21 protein-coding genes are annotated in these 21,805 nt (G+C 69.0%); 9 read left to right on the top strand and 12 right to left on the bottom strand.

The window, feature by feature from the left end:
- Positions 1-7: 7 nt before the first annotated feature.
- Positions 8-985, top strand: coding sequence for a glucosyl-3-phosphoglycerate synthase (locus tag ON37_RS10410; protein ID WP_051031425.1), 978 nt, complete (start codon positions 8-10; stop codon positions 983-985).
- Here ON37_RS10410 and ON37_RS10405 read toward each other — a convergent pair.
- Entirely contained in the window at positions 912-2,996 is a 2,085-nt protein-coding gene (locus ON37_RS10405; RefSeq protein WP_051031424.1) for an acyltransferase family protein, read from the bottom strand. The genes ON37_RS10410 and ON37_RS10405 overlap by 74 nt on opposite strands.
- 231 nt (positions 2,997-3,227) lie before the next feature.
- On the opposite strand from ON37_RS10405, the gene ON37_RS10400 reads away from it, so the two are divergent.
- The 3 genes from ON37_RS10400 (at position 3,228) to ON37_RS10390 (ending at position 8,395) form a co-directional block, all read left to right on the top strand.
- The gene (locus ON37_RS10400) at positions 3,228-3,692 is read left to right on the top strand and encodes a nitroreductase family deazaflavin-dependent oxidoreductase (protein ID WP_040718706.1); all 465 of its coding nucleotides are present in this window, start codon (positions 3,228-3,230) and stop codon (positions 3,690-3,692) included.
- Positions 3,693-3,809: 117 nt separating this feature from the next.
- Positions 3,810-6,218: a beta-glucosidase family protein gene (locus tag ON37_RS10395; protein ID WP_040718705.1), complete on the top strand. Its 2,409-nt coding sequence runs from the start codon at positions 3,810-3,812 to the stop codon at positions 6,216-6,218.
- Positions 6,219-6,328: 110 nt separating this feature from the next.
- Positions 6,329-8,395, top strand: a complete 2,067-nt coding sequence (locus ON37_RS10390; protein WP_085997265.1) for a neutral/alkaline ceramidase — start codon at positions 6,329-6,331, stop codon at positions 8,393-8,395.
- Here the strand turns inward: ON37_RS10390 and ON37_RS10385 are convergent.
- Positions 8,382-9,020 carry a TetR/AcrR family transcriptional regulator gene (locus ON37_RS10385; RefSeq protein ID WP_083892875.1) on the bottom strand — a complete coding sequence of 213 codons (639 nt, stop codon included), beginning with the start codon at positions 9,018-9,020 and terminating at the stop codon, positions 8,382-8,384. The two genes, ON37_RS10390 and ON37_RS10385, sit on opposite strands and share 14 nt — an antisense overlap.
- Before the next feature lie 131 nt (positions 9,021-9,151).
- Here ON37_RS10385 and ON37_RS10380 point away from each other — a divergent pair, with 131 nt between their 5' ends.
- Positions 9,152-9,985: an alpha/beta fold hydrolase gene (locus ON37_RS10380; protein WP_040718730.1), complete on the top strand. Its 834-nt coding sequence runs from the start codon at positions 9,152-9,154 to the stop codon at positions 9,983-9,985.
- A 34-nt stretch (positions 9,986-10,019) separates the two neighbouring features.
- Here ON37_RS10380 and ON37_RS10375 read toward each other — a convergent pair whose 3' ends face one another.
- The 4 genes from ON37_RS10375 to ON37_RS10360 form a co-directional block, all read right to left on the bottom strand.
- Entirely contained in the window at positions 10,020-11,093 is a 1,074-nt protein-coding gene (locus ON37_RS10375) for a DoxX family protein (RefSeq protein ID WP_040718699.1), read from the bottom strand.
- A gap of 82 nt (positions 11,094-11,175) precedes the next feature.
- A complete protein-coding gene (locus ON37_RS10370) occupies positions 11,176-11,661 on the bottom strand; it encodes a universal stress protein (protein ID WP_245553142.1) in 486 nt (161 codons plus the stop codon).
- Between the two features lie 9 nt (positions 11,662-11,670).
- On the bottom strand, positions 11,671-12,090 hold the full coding sequence (locus ON37_RS10365; RefSeq protein WP_040718698.1) for a MarR family winged helix-turn-helix transcriptional regulator: 420 nt from the start codon (positions 12,088-12,090) through the stop codon (positions 11,671-11,673).
- Positions 12,080-13,456, bottom strand: coding sequence for an MFS transporter (locus tag ON37_RS10360; RefSeq protein ID WP_040718696.1), 1,377 nt, complete (start codon positions 13,454-13,456; stop codon positions 12,080-12,082). The genes ON37_RS10365 and ON37_RS10360 overlap by 11 nt, the downstream gene beginning before the upstream one ends.
- Before the next feature lie 106 nt (positions 13,457-13,562).
- Here ON37_RS10360 and ON37_RS10355 point away from each other — a divergent pair, with 106 nt between their 5' ends.
- Positions 13,563-14,981 (top strand): amino acid permease, encoded by a 1,419-nt coding sequence (locus tag ON37_RS10355; protein ID WP_040718695.1) that lies wholly within the window; start codon positions 13,563-13,565, stop codon positions 14,979-14,981.
- Positions 14,982-14,993: 12 nt separating this feature from the next.
- On the opposite strand, the gene ON37_RS10350 is transcribed toward ON37_RS10355, so the two are convergent.
- From ON37_RS10350 to ON37_RS10335, 4 genes are all read right to left on the bottom strand, one after another.
- Positions 14,994-15,647, bottom strand: a complete 654-nt coding sequence (locus tag ON37_RS10350; RefSeq protein WP_040718693.1) for a hypothetical protein — start codon at positions 15,645-15,647, stop codon at positions 14,994-14,996.
- Between the two features lie 104 nt (positions 15,648-15,751).
- Positions 15,752-16,306, bottom strand: a complete 555-nt coding sequence (locus ON37_RS10345) for a TetR/AcrR family transcriptional regulator (protein WP_157171406.1) — start codon at positions 16,304-16,306, stop codon at positions 15,752-15,754.
- 125 nt (positions 16,307-16,431) lie between these two features.
- Positions 16,432-16,713: a hypothetical protein gene (locus ON37_RS10340; protein WP_040718691.1), complete on the bottom strand. Its 282-nt coding sequence runs from the start codon at positions 16,711-16,713 to the stop codon at positions 16,432-16,434.
- Positions 16,714-16,865: 152 nt separating this feature from the next.
- Positions 16,866-17,039, bottom strand: a complete 174-nt coding sequence (locus tag ON37_RS10335) for a hypothetical protein (protein WP_168441333.1) — start codon at positions 17,037-17,039, stop codon at positions 16,866-16,868.
- A gap of 757 nt (positions 17,040-17,796) precedes the next feature.
- On the opposite strand from ON37_RS10335, the gene ON37_RS10330 reads away from it, so the two are divergent.
- Both ON37_RS10330 and ON37_RS10325 read left to right on the top strand, forming a co-directional pair.
- Positions 17,797-18,027 (top strand): DUF397 domain-containing protein, encoded by a 231-nt coding sequence (locus tag ON37_RS10330; RefSeq protein ID WP_040718689.1) that lies wholly within the window; start codon positions 17,797-17,799, stop codon positions 18,025-18,027.
- Between the two features lie 128 nt (positions 18,028-18,155).
- Entirely contained in the window at positions 18,156-19,052 is an 897-nt protein-coding gene (locus ON37_RS10325) for a Sco1979 family transcriptional regulator (protein WP_040718688.1), read from the top strand.
- A 103-nt stretch (positions 19,053-19,155) separates the two neighbouring features.
- Here ON37_RS10325 and ON37_RS10320 read toward each other — a convergent pair whose 3' ends face one another.
- Complete coding sequence (locus tag ON37_RS10320; RefSeq protein ID WP_245553141.1) at positions 19,156-19,497, bottom strand: hypothetical protein; 342 nt, start codon at positions 19,495-19,497, stop codon at positions 19,156-19,158.
- 507 nt (positions 19,498-20,004) lie between these two features.
- Here ON37_RS10320 and ON37_RS10315 point away from each other — a divergent pair.
- The gene (locus ON37_RS10315) at positions 20,005-20,847 is read left to right on the top strand and encodes an acyl-CoA thioesterase domain-containing protein (RefSeq protein ID WP_051031422.1); all 843 of its coding nucleotides are present in this window, start codon (positions 20,005-20,007) and stop codon (positions 20,845-20,847) included.
- Here ON37_RS10315 and ON37_RS10310 read toward each other — a convergent pair.
- Positions 20,844-21,683 (bottom strand): hypothetical protein, encoded by an 840-nt coding sequence (locus ON37_RS10310; protein WP_040718685.1) that lies wholly within the window; start codon positions 21,681-21,683, stop codon positions 20,844-20,846. The genes ON37_RS10315 and ON37_RS10310 overlap by 4 nt on opposite strands.
- Positions 21,684-21,805: the final 122 nt, after the last annotated feature.

The following is a 21,805-nucleotide window of genomic DNA, read 5'->3' as shown; positions in this document are numbered from 1 at the left end:
GATAGCCATGTCGTATTCCGCACACACTGCCGAACGACCGTGCCCCGCACGGGTTCTCGACGTCGCCGAGCTGATCCGGGACAAGGGGGAGCGCAGGATTTCGGTGGTGGTTCCGGCGCTGAACGAACGCGACACCATCACCGGTGTGATCGCCTCGATCCGAGATCTGGTCGGCGGCCTGGTCGACGAACTGGTCGTCGTCGACTCCGGCTCGACCGACGACACCATCGCCCGGGCGGTCGCGGCCGGCGCGGATGCCGTCTACACCCGGGAACAGGCGCTGCCCCGCGTCGCGGTGCGGGCGGGTAAGGGGGAGGTGCTGTGGCGGTCATTGGCCGTCACGATCGGCGACATCGTCGTCTTCATCGATTCCGACCTGCACGACCCCGATCCGGGGTTCGTCCCGGCCCTGATCGGTCCGCTGCTGCGGGACCCGCGCCTGCATTTGGTCAAAGGGTTCTACCGGCGTCCCCTCGGCGACGACCCGCACGGCGACAGCGACGGCGGCGGCCGGGTCACCCAGCTGGTGGCGCGGCCCCTGCTCACCGCGCTCGCCCCCGAGCTGGCCGATCTGCGCCAGCCGCTCGGTGGCGAATACGCGGCCACCCGGGAGCTGCTCACCGGAATTCCGTTCGCGCCCGGCTACGGCGTCGAGATCGGCATCCTGCTCGACGCGTGGCGCCGGTTCGGCCGCGACGCCATCGGTGAGGCCGATCTGGGGGTACGGCACCATCGCAACCGCCCGACGCACGAGCTGGCCGTGATGAGCCGGCAGGTCATCGCCACCCTGCTGCACCGGCTCGACATCCCGGATTCGGGGATCGGGCTGACTCAGTTCCGGCCGGAGGGATCGGGGTGGCAGCGGGTGACCCATCCGGTCTCGTCGGCTGATCGTCCCCCGATGGCCACGCTCACCACCAGCCCAGCAACGGCTGTAACCGCCGGCCGAGTTCGGGCGCGAGCGAGCGCGCGTAGCTCGCGGTGAAGTGATGCTCGTCGTGGTAGACGAGGATATTGCCGATCTCGACCGGGCAGACGTCGCGTTCGCAGACGGCGTCGGTCAGATCGACCGGGAACACGTTCGGAAAGGCCGCCGCGGCGTCCAGGGCGGGGTCGACCGGCGCCAGGGCGTCGGCGCGGCGCATGCCGCAACTGATCCGGTCGCCGTGGCGAGCGAGGCAGTCGATGGCGCGATAACGCACTCCGTCGCGACGCAACCACGGTGTGTCGCGGATGGCGATCACCTTGATCCCTTTGTCGGACAGGGCTTTCCACACGTCCTGATAATCGGGCGGGGTTTCGTCGCCACCGGCGTCGACCGGGCGGGTGCCGGTGGTGAACACCCAATCGGGTCGTTCGGCGCCCAGCAGGTCGATGACCTCCCGCGACCAGTCCCGACAGTCGGGGTTCGGTTCCCCCTTGTACATGGCGTTCTGGTCGAGGGTCAGCGGGCAACCCATCTTCAGATGCACGAGGATGCGGAAGCGATGCTGTTCGGCGAGCTGCTGAAGCGCCGGCATCCAGTGTTCGGCGTGGGAGTTCCCGACCACCGCGAGCGTGTGCTGGGCATCGGCGACACCGTAGGTGCAGGTGACCACCTCGCGGTGATCCCAGTCCGCGATGCAGCCGTCGACGGTCGGGCTGGGAAGTTCGGCCGGCGCCTCGTAGAGGGTGGGCCGCATGCGTGCCTGCGGGACGGGCGCGCCCGCGGCCAGTGCCTCCGCGCCCGGATACCGCACGGGGTCGAGGGCGCCGACCGGGCGCGGCGGATGGGTCTGCACGACGGCACTCCAGGTCACCGCGGCCGAGGCGACCACGGCCGCGGTCACCGCCAGCGCGACGGCCGCGGTCCGCCGATACCGCGGCCCGAACATCGGCGCCGAATTGTGCGGTTTCGGCTGCTGCATCCGCAGCGGCTGCTCGATATAGCGGTAGGTGGCCGCGGCCAGGAGCAGTGAGATCGCCACGACGGCCAGCCCGCCGCCCACACCCGCCCGCGATCCGCCGCGCTCGGCCAGCAGGAAGATCAGCACCGGCCAGTGCCACAGATACAGCGAATAGGCCAGATCGCCGAGGCGAACCAGCGGGCGCGCGGCGAGCATGCGCACCAGACGCGGGCGCTGTGCTGCGGAGATGCCGGCGCCGGCCAGGATCAGCGCCACCGCCGCGCCCACCGGCAACAGCGCGGGCGGGCCGGGGAACTGGTTGGCGCCGTCGGTGATCCACCCGCCGACCGCGACCACCGCCAGGCCCGCGGCGGCCAGCAGGGCGCGCACGGCCCGCGGCAGGCGGATCGAACCGGCGGCGAGCGCCAATCCGGCGCCGACCAGCAGCTCCCAGGCGCGGGCCGCGGAATCGTAGTAGTTCCAGCCCTGATGGGTGGCCGAGCCGTGCGCGGCGTACCGGAACGATGCGATCGCGGTGATGGTGATCACCACGGCCAGCACGGGGCGGATCAGCTCGGTGCGCCCGAGGCGACGGCATATCCCCACCGTCGCCGCGACCGCCAGCAGCGCCGCGAGATAGTACTGGCCTTGGATCGACATCGACCACAGATGCTGCAGCGGGCTCACAGACGGATCGGCGGCGAGATAGTCCGACCAGGTCAGTGCCAGTCGCCAGTTCTGGTAGTAGAGCAGTGACGCCAGGGTCTGACCGGCCAGATCACCCCACTGGGTGAACGGTCGCAGGGTGACCGTCGCCACGACGACGGCGCCGAGCACCACGACCAGCGCCGGGAGCAACCGGCGCGCCGTTCGCTGCAGGGTGGTGCCGATCCCGACCGCCGCACCGGACCCGGCCCGGCGCAGCAGCGAACCGGTGAAGAAGTAGCCCGACAGCACCAGGAAGATGTCCACCCCGCCCGAAACCCGGCCGAACCAGATGTGGAAGACCACCACCAAGGCGATGGCCAGGCCCCGCAACCCGTCCAGATCGTGCCGGTATTCCACCGCCCGGTCCCGTTCGGTGGCCGCCTCACTCACCGGCGCGGACATGGCGGCCCGGCGGTGTCGGCGGTCTGAACGGAAGGGGTGCATGACACGACAATTCCCTATCACACCGGCCGGACCCGGGACCAACTCCACACGCGCGCCGGTTCCCGGTCCGGTGGGTCGTGCCGCAGGCGGTAGCTGCGGTAATCGATCGGCTGCGGGTCGGCACGGAGTTATACTTCACCGGCCGATCGACCCGAACGTGTGCGAACTCGATATCGGTAAGGAGAAGTCATGACCCTGGCCGATACCGCGGCGGCGCTCGGTGCCCGGGCTCTGCGCACCCGCGCTCTGGCCCGCGCCCCGATCGCGCTCTACCGAGCCGGGCTCGGCTTCCTCTTCGGGCGGCGGCTGCTGATGATGGAACATATCGGCCGCAGCAGCGGGGCGAAGCGCTACGTCGTGCTGGAGGTGGTCGACCATCCCGCGCCCACGGACTACGTCGTCGCCTCCGGATTCGGCGTGCGTGCGCAGTGGTACCGCAATATCGAGGCGCGGCCGGAGGTGCGGGTGTGGACCGGGCTGCGGCGCGCGGTGCCGGGCCGCGCCGAGTCCATGAATGCCGCGGATTCCGCCGCGGCCCTCGAGCAGTACCGGCGCGCACATCCGGCAGCATGGGCGAACCTGCGGGCGGTGATCGAGCGCGCGACCGGCGCGCCGGTCGACACGCTGCCGATGGTGCGGTTGCGGCTGCGGTAGCCGCCGTGCGGTTGCGGCTGCGGTAGCCGCCGACGCGCGCCGGGATTGTCGGCGTGTGGCCGCGACGTCGGCGTAGCGTCGAGGCCGACGCGCAGTCGAGACGAAACGGGGCAGCCGATGGACGACCGGATCGAGCAGCTGATGAAGCAGTTGGATCTGCCGGCCGAACTACGACTCATCTCCGGTGCCGGAATGTTCCGCACCGCGGGCGATCCCGCGATCGGGCTCAGCGAGATGCCGATATCCGACGGCCCTTCCGGTGTCCGCGGCGAGAACTGGGACGAACGCGACCCCTCGGTGAGCCTGCCCTCGGGTACCGCCCTGGCGGCCACCTGGGACCGGGACCTGCTGACCGAGATCGGCGCGCTGATCGCGGCCGAGGCCCGGCGCAAGAAGGTCCACGCGGTGCTCGGCCCCACGGTGAATCTGCACCGAACCCCGCTGGGCGGAAGGCATTTCGAATGCTTCTCGGAGGATCCGATGCTCACCGCCGAGATCGCGGCCGCCTACGTTCGTGCCGTGCAGGCCCACGGTGTCGCCGCCTGCCCGAAGCACTACGTGGCCAACGATTCCGAGACCGACCGCTTCACCGTCGACGTGCGGGTGGCCACGCGCGTGCTGCACGAGGTGTACCTGTACCCGTTCGAACGTGCGGTGGAGGCCGGCGCCTGGATGGTGATGGCCGCGTACAACAGCGTCGACGGGACGACGATGACGGAATCGCCGCTGCTGGACGAACCACTCGAGGGCAGTTGGGGATTCGACGGCGTGGTGGTCTCGGACTGGACCGCGGTGCGCAGTACCGAGGGTGCGGCGCGAGGCACCGATCTGTGTATGCCCGGCCCCTCGCCGCTGTGGGGCCGGGCGCTCGCCGACGCGGTCGAGGCGGGCATCGTCCCCGAATCCGCGATCGACGACAAGGTTCGTCGCATTCTGCGTTTCGCCGACCGGGTGGGCGGGCTGGCGCCGGAGCCGGGCGTCGCGCCCGTGGTCCGCGACGGCGTGACCTTCTCCGACGAGCGGGCCCGGGAACTGGTACGCCGCGCCGCCGCGGCCGCGATGGTGTTGGTACACAACGACGGTGTGCTGCCGCTGGCACCGGAGACGGGCGTCGCGCTACTCGGGCCCGCCGCCGCGGAGCCGCGGTATCAGGGCGGCGGTAGCGCCACCGTGATTCCGACGCACACCGTCACTCCGGTCGAGGGTCTGGCGGCGGTGCTTCCGGTCGGATACACACCCGGCGTGCGTTCGAGCGACGATCCGATTCCGGTCCCGCTCGAGTTGGCGACCGATCCGGACACCGGAACCGCGGGCCTGTCCCTGCGCTACCTCGACGGCGAGCGGGTGCTGGATGTGCAGCACCGGACCGCCGGACGGCTGGTGCTGTTCGGTGATCCGAATGCCGCCTCCGCCACCGCCATCGAACTGCGGGCCCGGCTGCGCGCCGATACCGCCGGCAGCTGGCGGATCGGGGTGGCGGCGCTCGGGCATGTGCTGGTCGAGCTCGACGACGTGGTCGTCGTCGATACCGATATCGCCTTCGAGGGCTCCGATCCCGTTGCCGCCCTATTGGATCCGCCGCAGCGGTACGTCGAGCGCGAACTCGCCGCCGGGCAGGAGGTGGCGGTGCGGATCACCGTCGCCGCCGCGGCGGAGGGCGCCGCGGGGCTGGGCATGATCCTCGGCGCCGCACTGGTCGTCGCCCGCCCGCGGCGCGCGCCCGAAGACGAGTTCGCCGCCGCGATCGAGGCCGCGCGACGTGCCGAGGTGGCGGTGGTGGTGGTCGGTACCACCGAACAGTTGGAGAGCGAGGGGCGCGATCGCACCACGCTCGCCCTGCCCGGACGCCAGGACGAACTGGTCGCGGCGGTCGCCGCGGTGAATCCACGCACCGTGGTGGTGGTGAATTCCGGTGCACCCGTGGAGATGCCGTGGCGTGAGGACGTGGCGGCCGTGCTGCTGACCTGGTTCCCGGGGCAGGAATTCGGCTCCGCCCTGGCCGATGTGCTGACCGGCGCCGTGGAGCCGGGCGGCCGGCTGCCCACCACCTGGCCGAAACGTCTGGCGGATGTTCCGGTGCGTGAGGTCGTCCCGGGCCCCGACGGCACGCTCGGCTACGACGAGGGGGTGCACATCGGTTATCGGGCATGGTTGCGCGCGGGCGTGCAACCGGCCTATCCGTTCGGGCACGGGCTCGGTTACACGGTGTGGGAATTGAGCGATCTCACCGTCGACGGCCACGAGGTCGAGGTGACCGTGGCCAATATCGGCGAACGCACCGGTAAGCAGGTGGTGCAGGTCTATCTCTCGCGGGAGGACAGCGCGGTCGAGCGTCCGGTGCGCTGGCTGGCCGCCTTCGCCACGGTGACCGCGGAACCCGGCGGCCGCCGCCGCATTCGGATCGCCTTGCCGCAGCGAGCCTTCCAACATTGGGCCGGCGACGGCTGGGCCGTCGAACCCGGCGCGTTCACGGTCCATGTCGGCACCTCGGTGATCGCGCTGCCACTGACCGCGCCGATCGAGTGATATCGCGGGGCCGTCAGGTCTAGCGTACTGGACGAATGACCAGTAGTCTCCGGTGCACACCGATGGACCAGGCGGCCGCAGCGTCGCGGCCGGAGTCGAAGGAGCGATCAGTGACGTTTACCCGGCGATCGATGCTGGCCGGCACCGTGAGTGCCGCGATCGCGGCGGGGGTGGCGGTCCCCGGTTCCGCGGCCGCCGCGCCCGGGGACGGCACCGACGGGGGCACCGGATATCTGGTCGGCGCCGGGATCGCCGATGTCACCGGCGCGGTCGCCGGGCAGGGCATGATGGGCTACTCCGAATTGGATCAGGTCGCGACGGGCCTGCTGATGCGGACCTGGGCCCGGGCCTACATCGTGGTCGACCGCGCCACCGGCGAGCGCGTCGCCTTCGTCAACGCCGATATCGCCTGCCTGTTCCAGTCGGTCCACCTGGCCGTCATGCAGCGTCTGGCGCAGCGCTTCGGCTCGCTCTACACCGAGCGCAACGTCAATCTCAACGCCACCCACAACCACAATTCCTGCGGTGGTACCGCGCGCGAATACGCCTATTCCCTTGCCGCCTACGGCTTTCGGAACAATTCCCATCAGGCCGAGGTGGACGGCATCGTGGCGGCGCTGGTGGCCGCGCACGAGAATCTGGCGCCCGGCACGCTGTCGCTCGGTCACGGCGAACTCCACGACGCGTCGGCCAACCGGTCCCGCATCGCCTTCGACCGCAATCCGCCCGAGGATCGATCGGAATTCCCGAACGCCATCGACCCGCAGGTCACGGTGCTGCGGCTGCGGCAGGGGAACCGCGATATCGGCGCGATCACCTGGTTCGCCACCCACGGCACCTCGCTGACCGACGCGAACACCCTGATCTCGGCCGACAACAAGGGCTACGCCAGCTACCGCTGGGAGCACGACGAGATGGGGGTGCGGCGCGACGCCGGCGCGCCGGGATTCGTGGCCGCCTTCGCCCAGACCAATGCCGGGGACATGACCCCGAACCTCGGTCTGACACCGTGGCATCCGTCCGGGCCGACCGAGGACAACCGGCTCAACTGCGCACTGATCGGCGAACGCCAATACCGCGCCGGGCGTGCCGCGTTCGATGCCGCCCGCCCGATGCGCAGTGGGGGAGTGGATGCGGCACTGCGGTATCTGAACATGGGCGATCTCGCCATCGACGGCGCCTATACGCCCGACGGCAAACCCGCGCGCACGGCACCGGCGATGATGGGTGCGGCGGCGGCCGCCACGAGCTCGGAGGACAACTGGAAGACCCAGCTGTCGTTCCTGCAAGAAGGCGACGCCAATCCGGTGGTGGCCGCGCTCGGCGGGCTCGACGGCCCGGTCGAGCAGTGGATGCGGGATGTGCAGGCGCCGAAGCTGATCGTGGCGCCGCTGGGCGTACTGCCGCCGCGGCCGTGGGTGCCGCTCACGGTGCCGATCCAGATTCTGCGCATCGGTGATCTGGTGCTGGCTTCCGGACCCGCCGAATACACCGTGGTCTCCGGTCTGCGGATCCGCCGGGTGGTGGCGCAGGCGCTGTCGGTGCCGCTGGAAAACGTGCTGCTGCAAGGGTATTCGAACGGCTACTGCGGCTACGTCACCACCCCGGAGGAGTACGAGGTGCAGCAGTACGAGGGCGGGGAAACCCTCTACGGACGATGGACGCTGCCGGCCTACGTGCAGGAATTCGATCGGCTGGCCCGAGCCGTCGCCGCCCGCGTCGACCTGGGCCGAGGCCCGGCACCGCTGGACTGGACCTCGGGCCCGCAACCGGATCTGCTCCCGCCGGTGCCCGCCGATCTGCCGGTGGCCGGTCGTTCCTTCGGTGAGGTCGTCACCGCCCCGAAGCCGGCCTACCGCCCCGGCGACACCGTGACCGTCGAGTTCTGCGGCGCTCATCCGAACAACGATTTCCGCACCGGCGCAACCTATTTCGAGGTACAGCAGGAGCGGGGCGGGCAGTGGCGGCCCGTCTTCGACGACAACGACTGGTGCACCGAGCTGCATTGGTCGCGTCCGCCCGGGCAGCCGGCCGCCTCGGTCGTCGCCGTGCACTGGACCATCCCCGGCGATGCCGATACCGGCCGCTACCGGATCAGCTATTTCGGCGATCGGCGCGACGGCGGTGGGGCGATCACCGGATTCACCGGGACCACCCCGGAATTCACTGTCGGCTGATCGTCCGGTCGTCGAGTCCCGCTGCGGGGGTGGCCGATTCGGCCGCCGACAGTTCGTCGAGGTATGCGGCCATGGCGCGTCCGGCCGTCGTGATCGGCGTGGTGGTGCGCAGCGTGCGGCTGAGAATGAACGCGCCCTCCAGTGCGCCGAGGAGGGCGACCACGAACGTGCGGGCCGCCGGCTCGGCGAGGCCGCGGGCCCGGAAGTACGCGGCGCCCTGCGTGATCCAGGAATCCATCACCTCGGCGGTCACCTCGCGTAGCGCCGGTTCGCTGTCGGCGACTTCCCCGGCCACCGTGCCGACCGGGCACATGTTCATCCAGTCCGACTCCTCGATGGTCGCGGCGGCTGCGTCGAAGGCGGCGATCACGGCGGCGCGCAGGTCGGGTTCCGGGTCCATCAGCAGGGGCAGCAGCTGAATGTAGGCGGCGCCGCTGGTGCGCAGGGCGGCGGCCGCGATCTGCACTTTGCCCTGCGGGAAGTGGTGATAGAGCGAGCCGATGGGCGCGTGGGCGGCCGCGGTGATCTGTTTGACGCTGGTCGCGCCGTACCCCTGCCGGCGCATGAGTTCGGCCGTCGCGGTGACGATGCGTTCCGCGGTGGGGCTTGACATGGTCTCGGACATCCTCCCATACTAGAGCATACGCTCTAGAGCGTATGTTCTAGCAGATCGAGGGCGGTTTCCGCCGACCCTGGTACCGGCCGAGCGCGTCACCGGCGTGGCCGGGTGGTCGCGTGATGCGAAAGGTGGGCAGTATGCCGGTCGTCCGGATTCCCGCGGGCCCGATCCACTACGTCGAACAGGGGCAGGGCCCGGCGGTGGTCCTGCTGCACGGGCTGCTGATCGACCACACCGTCTGGGATCGCGTGCTGCCTCTGCTGCCCAGCGGTTTTCGCTACATTCGCCCGGACCTGCCGCTGGGCGCCCACCCGGAACCCATGCACCCGGACGCCGATCTGAGCATGCGCGGTATGAATGTGGTGATCGCGGATTTCCTTGCGGCCCTGGACCTGCGGGACGTGACGCTGGTGCATTCGGACTGGGGCGGTGGCTTGTTCCTCACGGCCTACGGTCTCGACGAACGGGTGGCACAGTTGATCGTGCTGCCGTGCGAGGCCTTCGAGAACTTCCCCCCGGGGCTACCCGGCAAGCTCGCCGCGTTCGCCCTGCGGGTGCCCGGCGCGCTGCCGATCGTGCTGCGCCAGTTGCGGATCGGCCTGCTGCGCCGGTCACCGCTGATCTATGGTCAGATGGCCCGCCGGCCGGTGCCGGACGAGCTGATGCGTGGCTGGACCGAGCCGGCGCTGCGCAACCGGGCGATCGGCCGTGACGTACGCAAGTACGGCCGGGTGCTGCCGCCCCGAGCCCAGCTCGTCGCCGATACCGAAGCGCTGCGGAACTTTCCGGGCCGCGCGCTGGTGCTGTGGTCCTCGGCCGGTAAGGCGATGCCGCGCGCGCACGGGCGACGTCTGGCCGAGTTGCTGCCGCGCGGACGGCTGGTCGAGATCGATGACGCCTATGTGCTGTCGATGCTGGATCGACCCGAGGTCGTCGCCGCCGAAATCGGCGCCTTCCTCACCGGCAGCTGATCCGGGGCCGGGGAGGAAGGCGCCGGTCCGGCGACTATTGCCGCGCGTCGGCCAAGCGGTCACGGGCGGTTTCGGCGGCCTTCTCGGCGCGTTCGCGGGCGAGTTCGGCGGCCTTTTCGGCCCGTTCGCGCGCTCGGCGCGCGAAGATCGAACCCCGCTGTTTGGCGACCTCGGCCCATTCCCCGCCGTGTTCGCGCGCCGCTTCCGCCCATTCGGCGCTGCGGCTCTTGGCCAGATCGGCCCAGTCACCGCGGTGATCGCCGGTGTTGTCGGCGAGTTCGGCGCCCTTGCGCTTGGCGAGCTTGGCCCATTCTTCGCCGTGTTCACGGGCCGAGCCGGCCAGATCGGCCCCGCGGCGCTTGGCCGCGTCGGCCCAATCGCCGCGGCGGTCCAGCGCGGTGCCGGCCAGTTCGGCGCCGCGGCTGCGCGCGAGATCGGCCCATTCGCTACCGTGTTCGCGGGCCGCCTCGGCGAGTTCGCCGCCGCGCGACTGCGCCACCGACGCCAGTTCGGCACCGCGCGACTGCGCCACCGCGGCCAGATCCGCGCCCTTGTCGGCGGCCACCGAGGCCAATTCACGACCGCGAACGGCCTGCTGCTGCAAGCGATCTCGCACCGTGTCGGCGGTGGTCGCGGTGAACGGCAGCGCGGCGGCGGCCTTGCGCGCGGCGCGACGGCCCCGCCAGCCCAGTGACGGTTTGCCCTCGGTATCCGCAGCGGCGATCAGCAGACCGCCCAGCAGCCCCACATCCTTGAGGAACGCGGTGCGTTTCGCGGCGCGCTGCTGGGCGTCGGACTCGTTCCAGAAGTCCTGCTCGGTGACGGTCGCGGGCACCACGCTCACCGCGAGCGCCAGTGCCGAGATCCGCGGTGCGCGATTGAGCGCCAGCAGCGTCCCCGCACCGACCCGCACGAGGGCATTGATCCGCACCACCTTCGCCGGGTCGGCGGGCAGTTTCGCCGACACCGAATCCGGTAGGCGCTGTTCTCCATGAGATACCAGGGTGGTGGCGGCCTGTGTCCGCGGCTCCGGATGCATCAGGGTGTCGACCCCGTCGACGACGAATACCGATGCCAGCAGCGGTCGGGCAAGGCGGCGAATCAACATAGTGAAAACCCTTTCCTCAACGGTCTCGTTCCGGCGGGTTCCCCCGATGTCGCGTCCCAATCACCCGGGACGCCGACGGGCCTCAGGGCACGACAGTAACCGGCCAGCGCCCCGCTTTCACCAGACGCACCGCGACCGACCCGACAATTCGATGCCCGGCCTTCTCGGAAGCGCCGACCACCACACCGTCGGCCTTCAGTTCGTCGGCGGCCTCGGCCAGCACCGTGAACGGATCGCCGCGGCGGGTGATGAACTTCCAGCGCGTGCGGTAGACGTCCTTGACCTTCTCGGCGTGCTCACGAACCTGCCGGGCCAGATCCTCGGCCATCTCCGCGGTCGCGCCCTGCACATCCACCCCGTAGGCGCCGGCCATCGCCATCCAGGGCTGGACGTAAACCATTGCCAGCAGCGAGTTCTGGCGGCGGGCCAGGCCGGCGGCATAGGCCGCCGCCCGCCACGAGGCATCGGAACCGTCGATGCCGACCATGATCACCCGCGGCCCGTCGGTGCCGAGTTCGAAACCCGACGACAGGCCGGGCGCCCACTCCGGTGTTGTCTCTTCGGCCACGTTCCGAGCCTAGAGGAGTCGCAGCAGATCGCGCAGGGTCCGCAACTGCTCGGCCGACAGCGCCGCGACGGACGGCGGGGCCGGGTCCGGTGTCGCCATCGCGTACTCGACGACGTCGCGGCCGGCCGCGGTGATCGTGACGAGTTTGCAGCGGCGGTCGTCGGGGCTGATCTCGCGCGAGACCAGCCCGCGCGCCTCGAGATCGTTGACCACGACCGTGGTGGCGGGCGCGTCCATCGCGGCGGCCCGGGCCAGCTCCTTGAGCGGCAGCGGTCCCGGCAGCAACCGCCGCAGCACGCGAGTTCTGCTGAACGGCATACCCGTTCGCTCCACCACCGCGCGCTTCCACGCGTCGCGGGTGTCCTTGACCACGTCGGTCAGCAGCCGCCACACCTCGTCGGGAGTGGGGGCGAGTTCGTCATCCGGCATGGGCGGGCACCTTGTTGTCGAGCAGGGGCGTGATCCGGTCACGCGACCGCAGCGCCCATCCGGTGTTGGCGCCGATGCCCAGGACCACGATGCTCGCCGCGAGTGCGGCGACCACCCACCACAATCCCGCCCCGGTGAGCAGGCCACACAATGCCACACCGACACTGACACCGACCTGACGGCTGGTGGAGGCCACCGCGGAGGCGGCTCCGGCGCGGTCGAGCGGCATCCCGCTGACCGCGGCCGTGGTGATGGGCGCGTTCACGGCACCGAAGCCGGCGCCGAAGACGGCGAACATCACGATCAGTTGCCAGATCGGTGTGCCGGCCCGCAGCGTGGTGAGCAGCATCGCCGCCACGGTCATCAGAATTCCGGCCGCGACCAGGGACGGCCGGGTCCCGTACCGCCCCACCAATCGTCCCGACAGGGGCGAACAGATCAGCATGCCCAGCGCCATCGGCAGATACAGCAGTCCGGTGTGCACCGCCGAATAATGCCGCACGCCTTGCAGATACAGCGAGGCGCTGAACAGGAACGCCCCGAGTCCGGCGAACGCGCACACCGCGGTGAGGGTGGCCGCGGAGAACGGCACGCTGCGGAAGAAGCGCAGATCGATGAACGGCGACCGGTGCCGCGATTCGACGAGGACGAACCCGGCCAGCGCGACGGCGGTCACCGCCAGGATCGCCGGGCGATGCTCGATCAGACCGAAGACCAGGGTGAACATGACCACGACGGCCAGCGCCTGGCCCAGCGGATCGATCCCGCGGGCGGTGGTCGACTTGGATTCCGGCACGTAGATCGTGGTGAGGATCAGCGCCACCACGCAGATGGGCAAATTGATCCAGAACACCGACTGCCAGCCGAGCGCGTCGATCAGGCCGCCGCCGACCATCGGGCCCAGTGCGGTGGAGATGCCGACCACCGCACCCCAGACGCCGACGGCCCGCGCCCGCTCGACCCGGCCGGTGAAGACCGTGGTGATGATCGACATCGCGATCGGGTTGAGCATCGAGCCGCCCACCGCCTGGACGAATCGGGCGCCGATCAGCATGTCGATATTCGGCGCCACACTGCACAGCAGCGAGCCGAAGGCGAAGACGCTCAACCCGATCCGGAACATGCGCTTGCGGCCGAAGCGGTCGGCGGTGGCCCCGGAGAGCATCAGCAGACTCGCGAGGGTCAGCGTGTAGACGTCGACGATCCACTGCAGGCGCGACAGCGGCGCGGCCATCTCGGTACGGATCGTCGGAATCGCGAGATTGACGATCGTCGCGTCCATCGACGAGATCAGCAGGCTGAGGCAGCACGTCACCAGCACGATCGTCTTGCGGCGAGAGCTCGGCACGGAGTTACTTGTGGGCACACAATGATTGTGCGCTCACAAGCAAATGCGGACAAGACCTGTGATGTGGTTCACGACGGGGTCGCTGCGCTCGCGCCCCGGCGGCGACCCGGTACGGTGCTCCGATATGACGACCGAGCGGAAACCGGAGGCGACGGGCGCGGCAGCGCTCACGGCCGCGGGTGAAGAGGGCTATCAGCGCGGCCTGAACCCGCGAACCATCCAGATGATCGCCATCGGTGGTGCGATCGGCACCGGACTGTTCTACGGCGCGGGCGGTGCCATCGAACAGGCCGGCCCGGCGCTGATCCTGTGCTATCTCGCCGCGGGCCTGGCGATCTTCGTGATCATGCGGGCGCTCGGGGAGCTGCTGACCTACCGGCCGGTGTCGGGCAGTTTCGGTGAATACGCCCACGAATTCCTCGGGCGGTTCGCCGGCTTCGTCACCGGCTGGACCTACTGGGCGGTGTGGGTGGCGACCTGCATGGCGGAGATCACCGTCGCCGGAAAATACGTCAAGTACTGGTTCGCCGTCCCCGAATGGTTGACCGCGCTGGTCGTGCTCGGTGTCCTGTTCGCGGCGAATCTGATCTCGGTGAAGCTGTTCGGCGAGGGCGAGTTCTGGTTCTCCGCGATCAAGGTGACCGCGATCGTCGCGATGATCGTCATCGGGATCGGCGTGCTCATCTTCGGCTTCGGCCACGCCCCGGATCCGACCGTGACCAACCTCTGGGCGGAGGGCGGCGTCTTCCCGAACGGGTTCGGCCAGGCGCTGCTGGCCTTGCAGATCGTGCTGTTCGCGTATGTGGGCGTGGAACTCGTGGGCGTGACCGCGGGGGAGGCGGCCGATCCGCGACGCACGCTGCGCCGGGCCATCAACTCGCTGCCGCTGCGCATCGGGCTGTTCTATGTCGGGGCGCTGGTGGTGATCATGTCGGTGTCGAGCTGGCGGGTCTTCCATTCCGGGCGCAGCCCGTTCGTCGAGGTCTTCGAGCAGATCGGAATCCCGGGCGCGGCGGGCATCATCAATTTCGTGCTGCTCACCGCGGCGCTGTCGTCGTGCAATTCCGGTATCTACTCCACCGGGCGGATGGTCCGCAGCCTGTCGTTGCGGGGGGAGGCGCCGGTCGCGCTCTCGGGTCTCAGCAGCCGGCGGGTGCCGTATGCGGGCATCATCCTGTCGGCGGCGATGATGGTGATCGGGGTGCTCGTCAACGTCATCTCGCCCGACAAGGCGTTCAACTACATCACCTCGGTGTCGACCATCGGCATCATCTTCGTCTGGGGCATGATCCTGGTCTGCCACCTGATCTATCGCGCCCGAGTCCGGCGCGGCGACCTGCCGGCCAGCGACTACCGCCTGCCGGGTGCGCCGGTGACCTCCGTGCTGGCCCTGGCCTTCCTCGGCCTGGTCGTGATCCTGCTGTTCTGGACCGACAGCGGTCGCACCGCGCTGGTGGTGGGTCTGGTGTGGACTGTCCTGGTCTGCGCCGCGTACCCGGTGGTGAACCGCCTCGTGCGGCGTCGGGAAACCACCGCCGGCTGACCTACCGCTCGGCTACTTTCCGCTCGGATGACCGACCGCGGCCAGGGCGGTGGTCCAATCGGCGGCGATGGCGTCCTGGGCGGCGCCGAGGGGCACCGCGCCGGAGCAGACCAGTGCGTGGAGCTGATTCTCCACCGCGTCCTTGGGGTTGTTCGGTCCGGACCCGGGGCGGTGGTCGGGGGAGGGCGGTTCGACCCACAGATTGCGGGGATCGTTCGGGTCGCCGCCGAGTTCCAGCGAGATCAGGTGATCGTATTCGGCGTCGTGCAAGTTGCCGGGGTAGCCGTAGGAGCGGGCGTTGGCCTGCTTCTCCCGGTCGGTGACGGCAGCGGGTGGGCGGATGGACCGGGTGTAGCCGCCGACACAGATCGTGGACGCGACGGTTTCCGGAGTCACCTTCGGGTTGGTCGCACCGGGCGTGCAGTGCGGGTCCGGAAGTGGTTGTCCCGCAGCGGAGGTCCGGTAGTGGCAGCTTCCGGGATCCGGCTGCGGGGCGACGGTGTACGTACCGGACGGTCCGGGGCCGACGGCGGGAGCGCCTTGCCGGACCGGCGGAACCGGATGGGCGACCGGACTCACCGGGGCGGAATTCTGGTGGGAGCATCCACATATCACGAGGGGAGCCGCGATCAGCGCGGCTGCCGCCAGGGTCCAGCGTGTGGTCATGATGTCCTCGGGTCGATCGCCCCCCGGCTCCCATTGTGCGGTAGCGCAACGCGATTGCCGAGAGCCGATCCGAAACCCGCTGTGCGGCCGCCGGATTCGTCGGCTCAGTGCCGATCGTAGATCGCCAGTGCCACCTCGACCGCGGCGTGCCGGCACTGCTCGTCGGTCAGGTCGATATCGCCCATCATGGCGGCACTCCAGGAGATGGCGAGCAGGGCCTGGCGGGCGTGGAAGACCGCCAGTGGCTCGTGATCGGGAGCGGTCATGGCGTCGGCGACCGCCCGGAACTGGTAGCGCAGCGCCGAACCCACGCCCATCCGCCGAAACGCCGGTTGGTTCTCGTACATGAAGCGGGTCATCTCGCGCCCCGTGTGGTGCAGGACGGCGCCGTAGCGGCGCAGGATCTCGCGGCCGGTGTCGTGCCCGGGCGGCTGGTCCGCGGCCCAGGTCAGAATGTCGTCGATGCCGTGCCGCAGATCGTCGGCGAGGCTGACGACGATGTCTTCCTTGGACCGGAAGTGGTAGTACACCGCCGCTTTGGTGATGCCGAGCCGTTCGGCGATCTCCCGGATCGAGGTGTGCTCGTAACCGTTCGCCGAGAACAGCTCCATCGCCACCGACCGGATCCGGTCCCGCGTATCGGTCCGCCTGCCGGCCACCGGCCCATCCTTCCGATCCATCGGACGGCACTGCTGTGCGCCGGCCCCGTGACCGGCCAGCCTATACCGACGGGCAGGCGCGGCGATGGGTCCGCTCCGCCCGATTCGTTCGGAATGCCGGGAAGTTACTGCCCGAGAATCGAATTCATCAGGGTGCCGGCGCTGGTTGCCACGACTCCCCCGATCAGCGCGCCGGCCACCATCTTCGGTGACTCCAGCGGTCCGCCGTTCCACTTCTCCCAGGCGAACCGGCCACCCGCGAAGATGATCGCGGTGGTGCCGGACAGCAGCATGAACCAGGTGAAGTAGCGCACCATGGTCAGGAGTTTGTCCGCCGCCGGAGGAGTCTCGGGCGTCGGGTTGCCGACCTGGGCCACTATGACGTCGTGCACCGCGAGAAATATCATGATGCGCTCGTTCCGCCAGATGGTGTGGTGCGAGTGTCACCATGGTAGATCGCGCATTCGCCCCGACGACAGCCGGCCGTGCGCGTTGATCCGGAAAGCGAGTGTCGGCGACCGGTTTTCGTTCGTCCAGCCGACTTGACAGCTCGGCCGGACTATTCGTCGTCGAGTCCGGCGGACAGATATGCCGCCGCCGCGATCCACTGCCGGCAACCGAGATGACGATCGTGCGCGGACAGAATGGCACGAGCGCGGGGATGGGTCAGTTCCCGAGGTTCGATGGCGCAGTCACCGGCCGGATCCGCGCTCGAACCGCGGAGTGCGGACACCGCGTGATCGCATGTACCGGAATGCTGCAGCAGTTGGTTCATGGGATGCCTTCGACCGTTGCGAGAGATTCGGAAGCAAGTTTCCGGCACGGCCCCCCCGTTGATTCCGGCCTGCCTGCTCCGGCGTGGTCCGGCCATGTCGTGCGAGCGAGTTTACGGCGCTGCAAACAGCAAATGCAAGTACATCTGCACACTCGCGTGGCGCCGGACATGTTGTGCGCCTTGGCAGATCGGGTAGGTGACGCGAGGGCCAGGCTGTCGTGCAGGCGTCGCCGGTCCGATCCCGCAGGCTGCCCTGAAACCGTCCCATGTCCTCGAATGTCCGGAGTATGAGCGGAACGAGTTGCGTTGCGGCCCGGTAGACCCGACGTCAGGTCCGCAGTCTGCCGCACTTTCCGGATTGTTGATGGCCATGCGCACTTCGATACGGGCCCGGAGGCCGGCGGCGCTGGGGCGGCTGGTTTTCCCCGGTTCGAACAGAACCGACCGGTCGGAGCTCGATTCCGGCCCGCTCCGGCGGCCCGCGAAAGATGACGAGTCAATGGAAAAGCCCTTGTCGCGCTGGTTTTTTCCGATTTTCCGGATGGCTCGATCCGAGCCAACCCGCGTGCTATCGTTCAAACCGTCGGTTTCAAATGCAAGTACATTTGCTCGAACATATGCAAGAGCTGAAGGTAGGCATCAGCTCGCTCATCCGGACCCGCCGAGTGCCGGCCCTCGCTGCCCGAGCTCGGCCCCACCGAACCTGGAGACAGTCATGACCGATTCCACTGCCACCACAGCCGGCCGCCTGTCCGAAGCCGTGTGGCGCAAGAGCACGTTCAGCAACCCCAGCGGGAACTGTGTCGAATTGGCCGATTTGTCCAATGGCCTGGTTGCCGTGCGGAACTCGCGTGATCCCGAAGGGGCGGTGCTCGTCTACACCCGCCCGGAAATCGACGCGTTTCTCCGCGGCGCGAAGAGTGGAGAGTTCGACGATCTGGCGTGATCAGCGGTAGCATGGCACTCGGCGCGGTGTCGGTACGCGACGAGGCAGTGATTCCTGATGTTCGGCCAGCTGCTCTCGATGGTTGATACCCTCACTGCCGGTGATCGTCGAGCATCGGAGTAGACCTCATGATGGCAGAGCCCGTCCGGATCGGCCGTGTGGATTCGCTTGTCGCCGAACGCGGTCCGACAGCGCTTCGGATCGCGGTCGGTGGGCAGCTCCGCAAACTGCGGGAAGCCGCCGGCATCACGCGTGAGGCGGCAGGCGAGCACATCCGTGGCTCCCACGCCAAGATCAGCCGACTCGAGCTGGGCCGCACCGGATTCAAGGAGCGCGACGTCCGCGATCTGCTGACGCTCTACGGTGTCACCAACGAGGAAGAGCGCGAGATCTTCCTCGATCTGGTGAGCCGGGCGAATCAGCCGGGTTGGTGGCACAGCTACAACGATCTGCTACCCCAATGGTTCGAGACCTATCTCGGTCTGGAACACGCCTCGAAATCCATCCGCACCTTCGAAGGTCAGTTGGTGCCGGGGCTGTTGCAGACCGAGGAGTACACCCGCTCGGTGGTGGCCCTCGGTCATGAGAATGCCGAGGCCGCCCGTCGGGTGGAACTGCGGAAGAAGCGGCAGGAGATCCTGGACCGTCCGGGTGCGCCGACGCTGTGGGCCGTTCTCGACGAAGCGGTTCTGCATCGGCCGATCGGTGGCGAGCATGTGCTGCGCGCGCAGCTCGATCATCTGGTCGAGGTATCGAACAAACCGAACGTCACCATTCAGGTGCTTCCGTACGCGGCCGGCGGGCATGCCGCCGCGGGCAGCTCGTTCACCATGCTCCGGTTCGCCGAGCCCGAACTGCCCGACATCGTCTATCTCGAACAGCTCACCAGCGCACTGTATTTGGATCGGCAACAGGATCTGGAGCTGTACCGTCAGGTCATGGACCGGCTCAGTGTGCAGGCCGAGCCGCCGGAGCGTTCCCGCGAGATGATGAAGGAGGCTGCGGCCGCACTTCCGGAACGGTAGTCCGATCCGGACCCGACAGCCGGATGCTCCGCAGCCGAATAACCGACGGAGAAATATCAGCGGCCGCCGACCCGAAGGTCGGCGGCCGCTGATTCCGTGTAGGTTACTGTTTGATGCAACTGGATGCGATGCGCCAGAAGGCTTCCGGTTGCATCGCGTCGAAATCCCAATCGTTCACCAGCGCATGAGCGGTGGTGACGATGCGATCGATATCGAAATCATCGCGTGTGGCCGCGCCGGTGGACTCGACCGCACTGATGACGAAAGATGTTGCGGTTTCCCGCGAAGTGATGTGATGCTCGGCCCGGTTTCGGTCCATAATTCCGAGTCGGCCGAGACCCATTGGCTGGTTCATCCGAACGCCCCTGACGCCAGGCCGCACGATTATCCTTCGGCGAAAATTGGCTTCCGGTTCACCCTGCGGCTCACGGGTAGTCCCCTGCATTGCCTTGCAGGCTCGAGTCTAGGGCGACGTCGAGATCGGATGCAAGCACATCTGCAACATCGAATGGCCGGTCAGAGCATGGATTTGGGCTGCTGACGGGTTGCTGTGGCGGGTGCCGTGCGGGGTGCCGAGCGGGCCCCGCCCGGCGCCGAATCCGATAGCGGCGACGATATACCGACCGGTGCGACAGGTCGGCCGGACCGTCGGCTTGCTGCGCTGTTTCCCAACGGACCGGACGGCTGGTTAAGTCGTCGAAAAAATGTGGTAGAAGACGGCCGGATCGGGCGACCGGATCCCGCAGCCGTGCGCCACGCCGGGTCCCGGCCGGTGGGCCCGGCCTGGAACAGGTTCTTGCGTCCGTGCTATATCTGCCAGGAGCAGCAAGATCAGTCGCCGTCGGCGAGCGCGGGCTGTCGCCGAGGCGAGCAGCGCGTCGTGTCGCCGGTCCGTCTGCCGCCCCGCCCCGGCGGCCACAGGCGCGCGGCGACCCGAGGAGACAGGTACGCAGTGGACAGCTCGCACGGGTATTTCGCGGTCGACGGGCAGGGCTTCCTGCCGAACCGGATGGCGGCCAGTCAGTGGTCGGCCGACCAGGTGGTCGGGCCGGCGTTGTGCGGCCTGCTGGCCCGCACCCTGGAGATCGGGCACGGTGGGGACGGATTCGTGCCGGTCCGGCTCACCGTGGATCTGTTCAAACCGGCCCGTATGCGCGAACTCGCGGTCGCCACCACCCGGGTCCGGGACGGCAAGCGCATTCGGCTCGCGGACGCGGTCGTCACCCAGGACGGCGAACCCGCGGCACGCGCGTCGGTGGTGTTCCTGCAGCCGTCCGAGCAACCACCGGGTGAGATCTGGACCCGCGAACGACAGCCGGTGCCGCCCTCGCACGAGGTGGCCCCGCCGGTCGACGGGCCGGACGCGCCACTGTGGCACAGCGACGCGTCCGCGGAATGGACGCGGATACCGTCCGAACACGAGAACGGCAGCCGCAAACGCAGCTGGCAACATCCGGTGAACGTGGTCGACGGGGAGGGCCCCTCGGCCTTCGTCCTGGCCGCGATGGCGGCCGAGCAGACCAGTATGGTGACCAACTGGTCCAGCGCCGGTGTGGGCTTCATCAATACCGACCTCACGCTGGCCCTGGTACGCATGCCGGACGGCGGTGGGATCGGACTCGAAGCCGATAATCACCTGAGCCGCAACGGCATTGCCGCCGGCACCGCCACCCTGTTCGATCGGCACGGCGCCTTCGGCAGCGCCATGATCACCGCGGTCGCCAACGCGGCACGCCAGATCACCGCCGCCCGATTGGATGGCGTGATCGCGGCGGCGAACGGCGGTCGCCGCTAGCGCAGGCCGGTGCGGTGGGCGGCCCAGCGGCGCGCCGCATCCCGCAGGCTGTGGGTCCAGAAGTTGGGGCGGCGATTGGCAGTGGCGGTCCATTCGGCGGCCAGCGCGCCGGAGAAGATGCGGAGATCGCGGTCGGAGGCACTGTGCCAGGCCGGGATTCGCGCCGCCCAGGTCTCCGCATCGGCGGGTTCGTGTCCGGCGAAGATGAGCCAGACGATCCAGCATCCCGGATCGATCCAGGCCGCGCCGCGGGTGGCCCACGGCCAGTCGACCAGCCGGGCGTGCGTACCGGTCTCGTCGTCGACGATCACGTTGCTGTAGTTCCAATCGGTGTGCAGCAGCGCGTCGCCGGCGAAGACCGTGGTGTCGGCGTCCTCGTCGAGATATGCGCCCCAACGCACCTCGGCGTCCTTGAGTTCGATCTCGGCCGGGCAGTGCAGCCGGCCGAGTGCCGTCATCGCCGATGCGGTCGCGGCCAGATCGGCATCGACCCGGTAGTCGGCGAAATGCCCCGCGATGAACTCGAATCCGAGCAGATCCCAGCCGCCCGCCGCGATCTGCCAGTGCAGCCGCGGACCCACCGGCGTCACGTGCCGGGCCAGGGCGGCCTCGCGATGCTGGGTCCACACCTCCGGGTCTCGTTGCGGCACACCCTTGATGAAGGTCCGACCGGCGGCGGTCTCGATCACCGTGGCGAGTTGACTGCTGAATCCGGCGATCACCGAATCGGCCCGCACCACCGGACCGGTCACCGCTTCGACCGCCGCCCGGGTGGCGGAGGGTAGATCCTCCCAGTTGCGCCGGTGCGACGACGTCTGCGCCCGATCGACTGTCACCCTCGAACAATTACCCCCGAAGCCCTGGTCTGGCAAGCGAACTCGGACATTCCACAACGACCGCCGACCGTGTGTTCTCACCTGTGCTTTCAGGTGCTGTTTGCACGGTCGCGGGCTGGGCT

The organism is Nocardia veterana NBRC 100344 (genome assembly GCF_000308855.1).
Classification (GTDB): Bacteria; Actinomycetota; Actinomycetes; order Mycobacteriales; family Mycobacteriaceae; genus Nocardia; species Nocardia veterana.
The sequence above is the reverse complement of the archived record's forward strand: the minus strand, read 5'-3'. Positions and strand labels throughout refer to the sequence as shown.

What these genes read in the sequence shown, in the direction of transcription:
- ON37_RS10410 (WP_051031425.1), top strand. Translation starts at nt 8, where the DNA reads ATGTCGTATTCCGCACACACTGCCGAACGACCGTGCCCCGCACGGGTT.
- ON37_RS10405 (WP_051031424.1), bottom strand. Translation starts at nt 2,996, where the DNA reads ATGTCCGCGCCGGTGAGTGAGGCGGCCACCGAACGGGACCGGGCGGTG.
- ON37_RS10400 (WP_040718706.1), top strand. Translation starts at nt 3,228, where the DNA reads ATGACCCTGGCCGATACCGCGGCGGCGCTCGGTGCCCGGGCTCTGCGC.
- ON37_RS10395 (WP_040718705.1), top strand. Translation starts at nt 3,810, where the DNA reads ATGGACGACCGGATCGAGCAGCTGATGAAGCAGTTGGATCTGCCGGCC.
- ON37_RS10385 (WP_083892875.1), bottom strand. Translation starts at nt 9,020, where the DNA reads ATGTCCGAGACCATGTCAAGCCCCACCGCGGAACGCATCGTCACCGCG.
- ON37_RS10380 (WP_040718730.1), top strand. Translation starts at nt 9,152, where the DNA reads ATGCCGGTCGTCCGGATTCCCGCGGGCCCGATCCACTACGTCGAACAG.
- ON37_RS10375 (WP_040718699.1), bottom strand. Translation starts at nt 11,093, where the DNA reads ATGTTGATTCGCCGCCTTGCCCGACCGCTGCTGGCATCGGTATTCGTC.
- ON37_RS10365 (WP_040718698.1), bottom strand. Translation starts at nt 12,090, where the DNA reads ATGCCGGATGACGAACTCGCCCCCACTCCCGACGAGGTGTGGCGGCTG.
- ON37_RS10355 (WP_040718695.1), top strand. Translation starts at nt 13,563, where the DNA reads ATGACGACCGAGCGGAAACCGGAGGCGACGGGCGCGGCAGCGCTCACG.
- ON37_RS10350 (WP_040718693.1), bottom strand. Translation starts at nt 15,647, where the DNA reads ATGACCACACGCTGGACCCTGGCGGCAGCCGCGCTGATCGCGGCTCCC.
- ON37_RS10340 (WP_040718691.1), bottom strand. Translation starts at nt 16,713, where the DNA reads ATGATATTTCTCGCGGTGCACGACGTCATAGTGGCCCAGGTCGGCAAC.
- ON37_RS10330 (WP_040718689.1), top strand. Translation starts at nt 17,797, where the DNA reads ATGACCGATTCCACTGCCACCACAGCCGGCCGCCTGTCCGAAGCCGTG.
- ON37_RS10325 (WP_040718688.1), top strand. Translation starts at nt 18,156, where the DNA reads ATGATGGCAGAGCCCGTCCGGATCGGCCGTGTGGATTCGCTTGTCGCC.
- ON37_RS10320 (WP_245553141.1), bottom strand. Translation starts at nt 19,497, where the DNA reads ATGCAGGGGACTACCCGTGAGCCGCAGGGTGAACCGGAAGCCAATTTT.